The following is a 14115-nucleotide window of genomic DNA, read 5'->3' on the forward strand; positions in this document are numbered from 1 at the left end:
GCAGCTTTTTTACAATATTGACAAACAATGCCTGTCACTGTTCGCCAAGAACGTCTTTCAAAACTGTTTGCGTTCATCATCCATTATGGGAAGGAATAGTTGATTTTCATGTATGGGTGGGGAGTAAAATTTACTCATGGATGTTTTTTGCGGAAAAAGGGAGGACACCCGAAAAGAGAACGCCTAGCGAACACTTTTGGGTCCCATCATGTTCGACACATACTCTCGAACACTGAGTTCACGACAGAGGCTTTGCATAAATGACCTTTCCATCACGCATAATTTGCCGTTTTATTTCCTCATTCAGCGAGTCAAAAAACAGCACATCACACGAATAAATGCCGACAATCTCGTCAATGTCGTCCATTATTTTCCCCTTTTTATTTCCGGTATAATCAAGACACAAATCAATATCAGAATTATAGCGTGCCGTGTTTTTTGCGCGTGATCCAAACAAAATAACTTTTTGAATCTCTTTGTCACCTTCAAAATACGTAAGCAACCGCTCAAATACATTTTTATTAATTCCATACATCGCTATCAATCACTTCTTCTTTTATTTTTTGAAGCAACGCTTCGATTTGGTGAACATATTCATTTACGATTTTATTTTTTATTCGCTCATAATCTTCTTCGTTATACACATGGGCAGTTGCGTTTCGCGAACTCAGTATATCGTTCCATACATCAATATTTTCAATCCATCCTTCCTTAAAAGCTTGACGATAACATGCCCGCGGACTGTTTAGTTCAAGCCCGGATGACTTAAAAATTTTTGATAAAAGCTTCCAAAGTTGATCTTCTAAAATCTCATATTTTTTCACAATCGAATCTCTATACACTTCTTTCATCAATTCGTCTTCATTTGTTATTTGTTGCGATGCTGAAATCACATTTTTTAAGTGCAACAATAAACGAAATGCATATTGATACGACAACATGATCGATTCTTTGTATTTGTCAAACAAATCGTCCATTCCCAATCTACCGCCTTTCTCTTACATAATAACACAAAAAGGCTAAAACTATGTATGGCTTCTTCTGATGACTTTCAAACAAACAAGACATAAGTTCAACAACTTGATATGGTTGCTAATATAATGAATACATCTTCCATGGACATACTCAAATTCCAAATTGTATAAATTTAAAACATTCGACAAAATAGATTTTCACTCTTGTAATAATGATGCATTTTTTGCGTCATGAGTATCAATCTCGAAAACATAATTAAGAAAAAAAGCCTCCTCCTAGCCTTTAAAGCATTTTTTCAAAAAGTTGAAATTGACACATATTTCATCCTCGAAAAATTCACTGAGCATGTTGAGATACGTAGCTTGGTAAAAAATGACGCGAATATGAATGTTCATTCTTTGCGACTTCTTTGTTTTTTCCTACTTATACTTACTCATTCGGCATCGTTCAAAAAAAATCTACTTTTTCGGAATCAAAGATTACGAAATGTGAGTGAACGGTTTTTTAGAGTACATTGAACATCGTCTGGAAGAAGTTCTACAACGCTTAAGACGTTTCTTGAGAAGTCGAAATATTGAATTACAGTTACATTTATATATAACAGAAATGCTCTTTTTTCATTGTTTATTTGACAGGGTTAATTGTAGGGAGTTTTTATCTGGATTCAAAAGCTCTTCAATATATTTTAGAACACTTTTACACAAAATAAATAACTCAACTTTCGCAGTGAAAAATTTATGAATAATCCTTGATTCGATAGGTTTCTTTGGGTATCTCATATTCACTTGACACTGAAAAAATTCGTCTAAAAAACAAGAAGACACCTCTTTCTTTTGGTAAACGATTGGTGACCAAACCAAAAACCAAAGAAAGAAAAGTGTCACCATTATGATAACGAAAAAAGAGTATTTTGCGCAATTACTAAAAGAAATAAAAGACGGATTTTCTGAATGACAAATTGGTAATCATTTAAGAAAAGCAGGAATTATCAAGGCTTGTGGTTATTCTTGTTTATCGATTTTTCAACTATTATTTCTTCTTGTTTTTCAATACAGAAACTGGTACCACTCCTTACAAAGCAAAAAGGCTGCCGATTTACCAGGAAAAGATACCATTTATCGTTTTTTGAACTCGTCTACGTATAACTGGTGAACCTTTTTACTATCTCTGAGCTCCGAAGTGATTCGTCGTGTGAAACAAACGATTTCGAAGCGCCGTGTTACCGTGTTTATTGTAGACGATTCGATTTATTCTCGTAACCGTAGTAAATCGGTTGAGCTTCTAGCTAAAGTATTCGATCATTCCACTCGTCAGTTTGTCAATGGTTTTCAACTATTAACGCTCGGATGGTCCGATGGCTTTACATTTGTACCTATCGATTTCGCTCTTTTGAGTTCAGCGAACCAAAAGAATCGCTTGAACGAAATCCATTCGTCCATTGATAAACGAACCACAGGCTACAAACGACGGCTCGAGGCATTGGAAGCAAAACCAAACATGGTGTTGACATTAGTAGAACATGCATTGGATAAAGGGATTTTCGCTGATTATGTGCTCATGGATACATGGTTTACTCATGCCCCGTTGGTGGAGATTCACTCCAAAGGCCTTTTTGTCATTGGCATGGTCAAACAGCTGAAACAACGGTATCTTTTTAACGGAGAACGTTTAACCTTGGAACAACTGTATCGAAAAGCGAAACGAGACATTGGCAAAAAAGAAACACTCGGCTCGATTCACGCAACCCTTCATACGGGTTTACCAGTGAAAATCGTGTTTGTGCGGAATCGAAACAACCAAAGTGAATGGCTGGCCATTTTGAGTACAGATACTACTCTGTCTAATGAAGAAATCGTTCGAATCTATGGGATGCGTTGGGACATCGAAACCTTTTTTAAATTCAGTAAATCGTTTTTACATTTAGCCAAAGAGTTTCAAGGTCGTTCCTATGACATGATGATTAGCCATACTGCCATTGTCTTCACTCGGTATATCTTGATTGCTTGGCAACTTCGAAAAGAAGAGGATCCGACGACCATGGGCAACTTATTCTTGTTTCTATGTGACGAAGTAAAGGAGATGGACTTTAAAACGGCTTTACTACAATTGATTTCTCTTTTCCAAACTTTGGCTGAAGCTAAGGTTTATTTGAGTATGGACATTTTTCAGTGTCAACTGTCCAATTGGATTACTTCTTTACCTCGTTATATCAAGGACTGTCTGCATATTTCTGTGTGCGAAAGTTGAGTTTAATATATAAGTTGCAATAAAGAATTTCCGTTTTTTCGTTTCGGTTTTCATCTAAATACAAGCTGATATGATATAACGTGGCGAGTGATCAGCTGGATGTAAAACAAAATTTCAACTTATATAGCTACCGTTGTTGATGATTTTTTTGAATAATCCGTCTCAGTTCCTCGATAGAAACATTGGCTTTATGTAACATGGCGTGGCAATTAGGACATACGGGCCTTAAATCATCGAAAGGATTTACTCGATATTCTTCATTTATTTCACTTAATGGTTTTATGTGATGGATTTCGATGAATTTTTTACCGATTTCGCCATAAAATTGTTCAAAATCAAATTCACAAACAGAGCATTGGTACCCATATTTTAATAAGCATAACTGTCTTGCTTTAGGATTCCGCTCATATCGATTTACAGCCACCAGCTTTTTGCTGCCTTCGTATAATTCGATATTTTCTAATTCTTGCGGTAAAAGAGTTTCTTGACTTTTATCGTTCAAGTCTACCTTTTCATAGATGCGTATAGCCTCTTTTAATTCAGGTCTCAATTGCCAAATAAACGTGTTTCGATCTTTTTCTCCTAAAAAGGGAATATGCCAATATCTAATGGTGTCATCTTTTGCTCTTGGAAATTGCACATCTTGAAGCTTACTTACAATTCTTTTTCCAAGTCTTCCGATTTGAAGGTTTAGGACAGAATGACTCTTTTTATTTAGAAGATTTGCAAGTTGTTTTCCCGTCGCTTTGCAATTCGTTTGATAATAAAGCATCATCATGAGCTCGACATCTTCTTCTTGAAAAATCTCTTTATTTCTTAATAATTCAAGCCATTGGCGAACTGAAATATTAAGAGATTCTTTGTAAATCTTCATCCAATCATCTCTCCTAGTAACTTTTAGCGAGTTCGTATGCTTTTAGTCCTTCATCGCCAGTAAGAACTTCGACTTCTCGTCCGTTCACGTTTGCGTAAAATTTGGTGGCTGTTTTAATCATTGCTCAGCTTAAAAAATAATATCGTAAGATTCATTGCCTTTTAACAGCTGTAAAAAATCTTCCGTCTCCATCACGGTATCGACCGGAACAACGGTACTATCATTATTTCTAACAATGCAGATGACTCTTTTTCGATGCGTACTTTTTCGCAGATAAATAAGTTCTGTTTCTCCAATCATTCCCATCCGAAAAGCTCTCGCCAAAAGGACATCTGTACTTAAAAAGCTGATTGGATTGATAGTGGGCACGTTTAACAAGTTATGTTTAGATGAATAATCCATAATTTTTTTCTTTATTTCCACAACCGCAAAATCACTTGTGCTAATGGAAATTTGTTTAATTTTATTTCCATAATGGTGAACAAGCAAGAAAGCCAATGCAAGAATAGAAGTTTCTCCAGCGTTTTTCTTTATTATCCCTTCTTCCTTGCTGTCAAAGCCGTTTTTATAATAATTCCCAATCCACTCATCATCAATATCTACTCTGCCTGATTCCGCTTCTTGAATCTGTTTTTTTAAATATCGATGCGGCTTTGATCCGGGAGAAGAAGCATTGGCAAACACTTTCATGAGTTTCAAGTCATGATAATCTACCAAAGGGAGGTAATCCGTTTCTTCATCCAAATAAAGCAACTGTTGAGGGATAGAAGAAATATATTGAAGCCGATGTTCACTTTGTGCAATTTCAGCATACACCCAGCCTGGAACTAAAATAAGGTCGTAATATCCATAGATTTTGTCAACTGGAAAATATTTTTCGTGTTGGGTGCAAAATTGTACATTATTATTGTCAAGTATACAAATCCGCAAATCATGTTCTTTTGTAATAAAACTGTTTAACTCTTTAAAACTATCGCTAACCATCTCATACATGATTCAATCCCTCTAATGTCCGGACAAATTGGTTGAGAAACTCTTCATGTTCCTTATACATTTCGACTTCTTCATGTTCTGCGCGCTTTTCTTTGATTTTTGTTTCTAATGCTCCTAAGTCGATAATATTGCTCGGCTGAACCAATGATACATCTAGGGCCAACTTGCGGAACATCTTCTCGAATTCTTGCTGGCTGATTCTAATATCAAAGTTCTTTTTTATTTGCTGGCGCAGTTCTTCGTTTTTATATTCTCCTGCTGATTCATATAGTTGGATGAGGATGGCTTTGTAGGGTGCTTTGAAGGTATCGATGCAGTGCATAATTCGCTCAACAAATGGCAAGTGATGGCCCACCTGATAAAAATACCCATACACATCATGACCTAAAAGCATTTGGCTGGCAAAATAATCTGCTTTTCTCTCAGAAAGATCAAATTCTGTTGAAATTATGTGGGACGAACTTTCTTCAATCCCTTTGATTAAGTGGTAGATTTCATGCCAACAGATAAAATACTGATACACCCTCGGTTGTGCCGTGTTAATGACAAACACTTTCTTACCATTAGGCAATTCCCTGATGGCGCCACCCCAATTTTCGTCAGGTATAGGAACTTGAATAAGATAGTGTTCTTTTAGTATTTGCAGGGCCTGCTTTTCAGGTGAAAGGATGCGGATTTTTTTATATCTTGTCTCCACAACCGTAATAAGTCGTTCAATTTCCTCTTTGATTTCTTTGTTCAGCTTGACCGTCTGATCCAGATTTTCACTAGTAATTCGCATCATTTTCCCATGCCTTTCGTTTATAGATAGATGGCGGCAATATCTAATAAGTCATCAAGATCGTTTAAAATCTTTTGAATATGTTCCGGCCTGTTTTCTTCCTGTAAACGATCAGAATATTGCATAGCCGGTCTCTGCCATGATTCAGGAATGATCACAGGAGGATGCAGAAAGTAATCCTCAGGCAAATTGAAAGCTGCCGTAATTTTTTTTAGATGGGTTTCAAATGTAACTGGGCTTGAAATTTCCCCGGCAAGAATTAAATTTAATGTTGGACGAGAAATGTTTGTTAACTTAGAAAAAGATGATTTTGAAAATCCTTTTAACCTAATAAAAGTGGCAATATTCTCGCCAATTTTCTTACGATGTTGAAAGAAGTTCATTTTTCCTCCCTCCTTGTGCCGCAGTATCAACTTGTTTCAAAATATACTTGCTGTTAATAATTATACCCTAAATATCTTTTTTGCAAAAATAAATTTTACAATTTGTAAAAAAATCAATGCTACTTTAAAATAAAGGACGTTTATGTTCACCTTAACTAATTTTGGTAAAAACCACTTCAAAACATGTCATAAAAACAAAAACAGAAGCCAATACAGCTTCTGTCATTAAACTTCGAGGAGACAGGCATTTGACCAGTGTACTACTTCAGCTCATCATATTTTTTCTTTGAACCAAACGCTTTTTCAATCGGATACTTTTTTTCATTTTTCTCCATTTTATTGATGATTGCTTCTTCTAAATCAATGCCTAATTCATGTGACAATAAAAGTGCGTAAATAACAACATCAGCTAGTTCATCCTTAATATTTTCAAAATTAGCTTGAACTGCTTCTTCGCTTGTTTTCCATTGGAAATTTTCCAGCAATTCCCCCGCCTCTAACGTTAGGGAAATCGCTAAATCTTTTGGAGTATGAAACTGTCTCCAATTACGAGCATCTCGAAATGCGATTATTTTTTGCTGCAAGTCTTTCAAAAAGCTCACCACCAAACTAGATCGCTTACAAATTTTACATAAATTATAGCAAAAAAATGCTATTGGAAGCTATTTTATTCCAATTTTTAAATTAAAAAACTCATCCCTGCTTCATAGGTTAGGAATGAGATTCGGTAATCACTTCTCTCGTTTTAAAAAAAAGATTCATCACTACTTTTTGTGATTTTGGCAAAAAAGAAGAAAACACTTACGAAAACCTGGCAATAATGTTAGCTACCACACAAACATAAGGAGGTTTCGTAAATGCTTTCTATATCACTAAAATTGCCAGTTTAAAGAAGGAGCAGTAAAATTAGTTTTAGAAGGTGGAAAACAAATTACAGCAACGGCTAGACAACTAGATATTTCACCAAAAACCTTGCATAGATGGGTGAGTGATTATAAAAGGATCCAGTAAATAGTTTTGTTGGGAGTGGCAACTTAAAACCTGAGGATGCAGCTATGCGTGAATTAAATAAGCGTATAAAGGATTTAGAGGAAGAGAACGCAATCTTAAAAAAGGCTATGGGCATCTTCGCCAAAAACCAGAAGTAATATATGATTTCATTGAAAAACACCAACACGAGTTTCGTGTAGCGAAGATGTGCCAAGTATTAGGTGTTGCAAAAAGTGGATATTATGCTTGGAAAAAGCGTGAAAAGAGTCAACAAAAGAAACGAAAAGAAAAGCTAACAGCTAAGATTAAACGTGCACATTTAGAATCAAGAGGCCTATATGGTAGTCCTAAAATTACAAAGGTACTTAACGAACGAGGTAAAGTCATGGATATCCGGATTCAGTTGCAAGAAGCTCTTGCGGAATGCGAACGTTTAAGGAAAGAAAATGAATATTTAAAACACATTCTTTCAACGATGATGCAAAAGAAAGAAAAAAGTAATTCTGTAACTACGGCTAGTTCTATAGTCAACAACCAATCGTCCCCTGAAGAAAAGATACGATTATTCAAGCGGCTTTTTCGAGGACGGACTGATGTATATGCGGTTCGCTGGGAGTCAAAAAACGGCCGTGCGGGATATACACCTGCCTGTGCCTATGAGTGGCAACCACCTCTTTGTCGAAAACCGGAGATCAAATGCAGTGAGTGTCCGCATCGAACATTGCTACCGCTAAATGATCAAGTACTGTACGATCATTTAAGCGGAAAGCATACTGTTGGAATTTATCCGATGCAAAAAGATGAAACGTGTTTCTTTTTGGCGATTGATTTTGACAAAAAGAATTGGCAAGAAGATGTGTTGGCGTTTGTTTGTGTATGTAAAGAGTTTTCCGTACCGTATAGCATTGAACGATCAAGATCTGGGAATGGTGCACACGTATGGATTTTCTTCTCCGAAGAGATTCCTGCTTCATTAGCTCGCAAAATGGGAATGACATTGCTCACTAAAACAATGGAAAAACGATATGAAATAGGTTTAGACTCCTATGATCGATTATTCCCGAATCAAGATACGCTTCCAAAAGGCGGATTCGGAAATTTAATCGCATTGCCGCTTCAGCGAAAGCCAAGGATAAACGGCAATAGTGTATTTGTCGATGAATCCTTTACTCCTTATCCAGACCAATGGCTGTATCTATCTTCTGTTCAAACGATGACAAAAAAAGAAGTACAAGATGTGGTACAGCTTTACGAAAATAAATCTATTACTGTAAACGAAGTTTATCCAGAGAAAATTACTATTGAATTAAAGAATGGTCTATACATTCCAAATGATAGAGTCCCCTCTTCTCTTTTAACTAAGTTGACGAAACTAGCAACATTAGCGAATCCTGAATTTTATAAAGCTCAGAAAAATCGCATGTCTACATACGGAATACCACGAGTGATTAATTGCTCTTGGGATGAGGAAGGATATTTAGTCTTACCGCGCGGCTGTTTGGAGGAGGTTATTAACCTTTTATCGTCATTATCCATTCAAACTGAAATCATTGATGATCAATTCGATGGCCAGACGATTGAGGTGGAATTTCAAGGTGAGTTAACTTCTCAGCAACACGATGCCATATCGCAATTATTGAAACACAATACAGGTGTTTTTTCAGCAGCCACTGGTTTTGGTAAAACAGTTATAGCGTCCGCTCTTATTGCGGAACGAAAAGTTAATACGCTAGTCATCGTTCATCGGACACAGTTGATGCAACAGTGGTTGGAGCAATTATCAACGTTTCTTAATATTTCATCAAAAGAAATCGGACAAATTGGCGGCGGAAAAAACAAAATAACAGGAAAAATTGATATAGCAACCATTCAAAGCTTAAATTACAAAGGTCAGTTGAAGTCATTTATTACCCGATATGGCCAAATCATTGTCGATGAATGCCATCATATTTCTGCCTTTAGCTTTGAGAAAGTGTTAAAACAAGTTCGCGCCAAGTATGTGTATGGGCTAACGGCTACACCGATTCGTAAAGATGGTTTACACCCTATTATTCACATGCAATGTGGTCCTATTCGTTATAAAATTGACGGGAAAACCCAAGCAAAAGTAAGGCCATTTATTCATCGTTTAATTCCGAGGTATACGAACTTTACGTCCTCACACAACGACATTCAGCAACTTTATAAAGAAACAGCACTCAATGAACAGAGAAATCAGCAATTATTTGATGATGTGTTATCTGCGCTTGAAGAAGGTCGTTGTCCGCTAATCTTAACAGAACGAATTGAACATGTTGAAATTTTAAAGCAATTATTTAAAGGATTTGCTAAAAATATTATTGTACTCTCCGGGAATATGACGAAAAAAGAACGGATGGAACAATTGCATCGACTTTCTTCCATTCCTGATGACATGGAAAGATTAGTGATTGCAACAGGAAAATATATCGGTGAAGGATTTGACGATGCGAGGTTAGATACTCTATTTTTAGCCATGCCGATTTCATGGAAAGGCACCCTGCAACAATATGTCGGACGCTTGCATCGAATTCATGCAAATAAACAAGAAGTACGTGTATATGACTACGTGGATAAAAACATCCCGATGATGCAAAAGATGTTTGAAAAAAGATTGGCGGGATACCGCGCCATGGGCTATGTGTTAGATGAAAAAAACACTTTGTACAACGAACAGATGAAGTTGTTTTAATCTTAGTTATAGAAATGTGTGTATGTTTCATTTCACTTCACTTACACAAGATTACGATTAAATTAGCAGAACCCACCTCGACTCTTAACAATGTGTACCAAGGTGGGGCTTTTTCATTTATTTATGGGGGTTAGAAAATACAGCAAATGTTAAACGTCCAACTACATTTGATGAGCAACTAGAGATTTTAAGAGAACGCCGGTTGAAAATAGATAGTATGGATTTTTAACGACAGTAAATTATTATCAATTATCATCTTCTATGCTAACTCAAAAAGATTTGGTCTTTAAAAATATCCACTCTAATTTTCAATTAGTAACTGCTCAACATGTAGTTTTAACTTAGGAATCTTATTCTGAACAACATCCCAGACAATTCGATAATTAATGGAGAAATAGCCGTGAATCATCATATCTCTCATGCCAGCCATCTTTCTCCATTCAATATGCGGGTGTGTTTCTCGGATTTCATTTGGAATGTTTTTCGTTGCTTCGACAATCACTAATATATTTTTAATTACCGCGTCCGATACTAAGTCTTTGTTTAGAAAATCATCATAAGATAAGCCCTTGGTATATTTCTCAATTTTTTCTGCAGCAGCGAGAATATCTTGTAAAAAGACTTTAGGCTCTCTCTGCATACTTAGCACTCCTTAAAATACTCGTCTTTAATGCTGGTTTGATATCATCTAAAATGACTAAATCTACCGGCTTTTGAAAATGATCTTCCAGATTGAATTTTAACTCCATATAATTAGAGTTCGTTTAAATACTTTTCGTGCCCTTACGCGTAATTGTTTACAAATAATCCATACCAATCTGTGGTTCTAGTTGAACTTTAACGCTCAACTAGCCTAAGAATCACGAGTGAATAAGCGAGTAAAATGCCATCCAAAGCTGATTCAAATCCAGAAACAGAGTTGGCTCGAATCTCTATGATCCGGTAATGATCAATGAGAACTGAAAACACGGTTTCAATGACTTTGCGCTTTCGTTCCATCCATCGTTTCCATGCTTTCGATTGATTGATTTTCTGGTTTTTCCTAACGGGCGTCAAAAAAGTGATCTAGTATTCCTCATACAGCTTCTTTTGCAAGTCTTGGCTCACATATCCTTTGTCACCAAGTGTACACGTATGAGGAAGTTGGGCCATCACGGTTTCCGCAGCTGTCCGGTCGTGGCAGGATGCTTTGGTAACATATCCCATCGGAAGCGCTTGGTCGGTGATCTGAAGATAAAGCTTAAACCCATAGAAAGCCATCTTTTTGGATGCACAATACCCAATATCGGCGATTCCTTGAAACCGTTTGACGCGATACATTCGTGCATGGTAGCAGAGTTCAATGGGGAAGCTATCCACTACCGCATAAGCGTGATATTGCCCACACTTGGCTAGTTGATGTCGTATCCATTTGATTGCGAAGCCAAGATCTCGACAACACGGTTATATCGAGAAAGTTTTGGAAACCACTCTTTCGAAAATAAGTTTACGATCACAAATCGGTGCCAAGCCCATTCGGAAGTAAAGCCCAACAACTTTCCAATGACATGGACAGCGATGATGACCTCGTCTTCCTGTTTCAACAAATAACGGTTTCGGCATTGAAGATAAACTTGGATACTCGATAGTTGAGCCAATACAAAAAACAAAATCACTGCATATCGTTTTTGAAGTTTAGCTCGATCTGTTGTAAAATGAAAGCGTTCTTGCATGTAAACTCTCCTTTTGATGTTTAGTCGCACTTTCATTTTACAAACGACTATGGTTGGACCATCGAACGTCTTCAAGAATAGGAACGCAGAGTGAAAAGTGCGAACATGGCGAAACGAATTGCGGTGATTCGTCTCATTATGCAAGGCTACTTAGGAATCCAAGTCACTGAGCTTTTCGTGAAACCGTGTGTAAAAAAGGTTTAATCGAGGTGGCATGGATGCGCTATTTGAACGCCATTATGCACCCGGTAGAAAACCGTATGTGTCTCCAGACGAAGAACGTGAATTGAGAAAAATCTTGGAAGAAAGCACCCCTACCGATGAAGGATACGGCATCGAAACCAGCTGGAATACACAAATCATTCAACATGTGTTAGAAGATAAATTTTCTGTCACCATGTCTTGCGGTGGGATTTGTGATATGCTCCATCGATGGGGATTTCGCTATACACGCCCTATGCGAATCCTCAAAAACAAAAAGAGTTTCAACAAGAAATCGAACTGATAAAAAAAACTTGTCCGACAACACAGTCATAATCTATGAAGATGAAAGTCATATTCGCGATTACCAAGCTCTTCGTACCACATGGAATGTCAAAGGACGTCAAAAACAAATCCCTACATATGGACACCACGCGATGGTTAGCTTATTAGGCGGTCAGTGAATTTCTCTGTATAGAAACGGCCCAATGTCATGCACAGGCTTTTCTGCAGTTTCTCCAATACACATTGGATCAGTATCCAGATAAACATGTCGTGATGGTCTTGGATAGGTAAGCGTAAAATAATCCCCACCTTTTAATGATAGGGATTAAATACTATTATTGTGATAAGTTATTAAAAACCCGACAATTCAAAGGAATTGTTTTGGACCAAGGAAGTAGTTGATCAAGCTCATCCATATTGCTTATATCCATATTGGGAAGCCTTTCAAATAAGTAGCGAAGATAATAAAATGGATTTAATTTATTCTCTTTTGCTGTCTCCACAATACTGTAAATGATTGAGCTGGCCTTAGCTCCTTTCGGAGTATTGCTAAAAATCCAGTTCTTCCTTCCGATCACAAATGGTTTAATGGATCGTTCACTTCGATTATTATCGATTTCTAATCGTCCATCCTCTAAAAATGCCACGAGTTTTTCCCATTGGTTGAGGCAGTATGTAATGGCTTGACCTAATAGACTCTTTGGTAAAACATTGCTTTTCTCTGTTTTTAGCCATGCTGAAAAAGCCTCCAACAATGGTTGGCTGTGTTTAAGTCGTTTTTTATATCGTTCTTCTGGTGTACATTCTTTCAAATCACGCTCGATGGCAAATAGCTGATTACAGAAATTGAGTCCTTCCCGAGCTGTGACTGCTGAATGACGTTTGGATTCAGGAAGTACGTTTAAAGCCTCATCGAACTTTCTGCGGGCATGAGCCCAACATCCAACTAATGTTACGCCGGATACCTTATGGTATCCTGCATATCCATCGACATGCAGGTATCCTTTAAACCCTTTTAGGAATTCTTTGGCATGTTCTCCTGCTCTAGTTTCCTGATAGTCATAAAGGACAAGTGGTGGATCCTCTCTTCCAGTCCGATAAAGCCACATGTAAGATTTCGATGTACTTGACCTTCCAGGTTCATGTAAAACCTGAACAGTTGTTTCATCCGCATGTAGAATGTCTTTAGAGAGGAGATGCTCTTTCATTCGTTGATAAATTGGCGCAAGCCATTTTTCGGCACCATAAAGCATCCAATTGGCCATGGTTTGCCTGGATAAGATCACACCTAATCGTTTGAACTGTTGTTCTTGGCGATATAGAGGTAGCCCCTCTACATATTTTTGATTCATAATATATGCCATGCTTGACGGTGAAGCTAAACTTTTTGGATACACAGATTTTGGGGCAGGTGCTGTAACGATTGGTGTCTCTATTTCATTACGCTCACAATGACGGCATCCATAGACATATCGAACGTGTTTTAAAACTTTGACTTGAGCCGGAATAATCACTAATTCTTGTCGTACTTCTGTGCTCATTTCGTGTGTTTTTTCACCGCAACACGAACAGACCTGCTCTTCTTCGGGTAAACGATATTCAATCGTTTCCATAGGCAGGTTTTCAAACGTAGCTTGACGTTGACCACGTTTCTTTTTACGACGATATGTAATTGTTTCAACAGTTGGCTCTTCGGCTTTTACATTAGACTCTACCTCTGCTTCATTGAATAAAGGTAGTTCTAATTGATTAGGATTTGTTTTTTCGCTTGAAGAGCCAAATTTTCGTTTTTGACTAAGACGATACTGTTCTTCATACCATTGTAATTTCGCCGTCAATTCAACGATTTGCTGTTGAAGTTTTTCAATTAATTCAAATGGGTTTTGGTTAGGATTCTTTAAATTTTTCATCATGTAGTAATAATTCGACGGTTTTAGCTATTTTCCTCCAAGGTTTTTGTTAAA

The 14115-nt window shown here is 37.1% G+C and carries 10 protein-coding genes and 5 pseudogenes; 4 read left to right on the top strand and 11 right to left on the bottom strand.

All coding sequences use genetic code 11. From position 1 onward, the window contains the following. Positions 1-238 precede the first annotated feature (238 nt). Together NST97_RS04290 and NST97_RS04295 are read right to left on the bottom strand one after the other, a co-directional pair. Positions 239-535 (bottom strand): nucleotidyltransferase domain-containing protein, encoded by a 297-nt coding sequence (locus NST97_RS04290; protein ID WP_003397908.1) that lies wholly within the window; start codon positions 533-535, stop codon positions 239-241. Further along, complete coding sequence (locus NST97_RS04295) at positions 522-977, bottom strand: HI0074 family nucleotidyltransferase substrate-binding subunit (RefSeq protein ID WP_094245930.1); 456 nt, start codon at positions 975-977, stop codon at positions 522-524. The genes NST97_RS04290 and NST97_RS04295 overlap by 14 nt, the downstream gene beginning before the upstream one ends. Positions 978-1863: 886 nt before the next feature. On the opposite strand from NST97_RS04295, the pseudogene NST97_RS04300 reads away from it, so the two are divergent. Next, positions 1864-3222 (top strand): annotated as a pseudogene (locus NST97_RS04300) (IS4 family transposase). A 127-nt stretch (positions 3223-3349) separates the two neighbouring features. On the opposite strand, the gene NST97_RS04305 reads toward NST97_RS04300, so the two are convergent. The 5 genes from NST97_RS04305 to NST97_RS04325 all read right to left on the bottom strand — a co-directional run bounded on the left by NST97_RS04305 (position 3350) and on the right by NST97_RS04325 (position 6846). Then, positions 3350-4096 carry an HNH endonuclease gene (locus NST97_RS04305; RefSeq protein WP_339209841.1) on the bottom strand — a complete coding sequence of 249 codons (747 nt, stop codon included), beginning with the start codon at positions 4094-4096 and terminating at the stop codon, positions 3350-3352. Between the two features lie 129 nt (positions 4097-4225). After that, positions 4226-5089, bottom strand: coding sequence for a hypothetical protein (locus NST97_RS04310; RefSeq protein WP_341342963.1), 864 nt, complete (start codon positions 5087-5089; stop codon positions 4226-4228). Further along, on the bottom strand, positions 5082-5873 hold the full coding sequence (locus tag NST97_RS04315; RefSeq protein ID WP_339209844.1) for an ImmA/IrrE family metallo-endopeptidase: 792 nt from the start codon (positions 5871-5873) through the stop codon (positions 5082-5084). The genes NST97_RS04310 and NST97_RS04315 overlap by 8 nt, the downstream gene beginning before the upstream one ends. A gap of 17 nt (positions 5874-5890) precedes the next feature. Continuing rightward, positions 5891-6253 (bottom strand): helix-turn-helix domain-containing protein, encoded by a 363-nt coding sequence (locus NST97_RS04320; RefSeq protein WP_066247507.1) that lies wholly within the window; start codon positions 6251-6253, stop codon positions 5891-5893. Between the two features lie 260 nt (positions 6254-6513). After that, the gene (locus NST97_RS04325) at positions 6514-6846 is read right to left on the bottom strand and encodes a nucleotide pyrophosphohydrolase (RefSeq protein WP_044894221.1); all 333 of its coding nucleotides are present in this window, start codon (positions 6844-6846) and stop codon (positions 6514-6516) included. A 289-nt stretch (positions 6847-7135) separates the two neighbouring features. Between NST97_RS04325 and NST97_RS19205 the strand changes: the two are divergent. Then, positions 7136-7622, top strand: a pseudogene (locus tag NST97_RS19205) (transposase); the annotation flags it as partial. Between the two features lie 6 nt (positions 7623-7628). Further along, a complete protein-coding gene (locus NST97_RS04330; RefSeq protein WP_341342964.1) occupies positions 7629-9953 on the top strand; it encodes a TOTE conflict system archaeo-eukaryotic primase domain-containing protein in 2325 nt (774 codons plus the stop codon). 301 nt (positions 9954-10254) lie between these two features. Here the strand turns inward: NST97_RS04330 and NST97_RS04335 are convergent, their stop codons facing one another. From NST97_RS04335 to NST97_RS04345, 3 genes and pseudogenes are all read right to left on the bottom strand, one after another. After that, positions 10255-10593 (bottom strand): HepT-like ribonuclease domain-containing protein, encoded by a 339-nt coding sequence (locus NST97_RS04335; RefSeq protein ID WP_063388704.1) that lies wholly within the window; start codon positions 10591-10593, stop codon positions 10255-10257. Then, positions 10577-10717: pseudogene (locus tag NST97_RS04340) on the bottom strand (nucleotidyltransferase); the annotation flags it as partial. The pseudogene NST97_RS04340 and the gene NST97_RS04335, both read right to left, overlap by 17 nt. Positions 10718-10790: 73 nt before the next feature. Continuing rightward, a pseudogene (locus NST97_RS04345) lies at positions 10791-11665 on the bottom strand (IS982 family transposase). A 205-nt stretch (positions 11666-11870) separates the two neighbouring features. Here NST97_RS04345 and NST97_RS04350 point away from each other — a divergent pair. Then, positions 11871-12170 (top strand): annotated as a pseudogene (locus tag NST97_RS04350) (helix-turn-helix domain-containing protein); the annotation flags it as partial. A gap of 316 nt (positions 12171-12486) precedes the next feature. On the opposite strand, the gene tnpC reads toward NST97_RS04350, so the two are convergent. Continuing rightward, positions 12487-14064 (bottom strand): IS66 family transposase, encoded by a 1578-nt coding sequence (gene tnpC, locus NST97_RS04355; protein WP_094245431.1) that lies wholly within the window; start codon positions 14062-14064, stop codon positions 12487-12489. Positions 14065-14115 lie beyond the last annotated feature (51 nt).

Origin of the sequence: Aeribacillus sp. FSL K6-1305 (assembly GCF_038050115.1) — a bacterium.
Classification (GTDB): domain Bacteria; phylum Bacillota; class Bacilli; order Bacillales; family Aeribacillaceae; genus Aeribacillus; species Aeribacillus composti.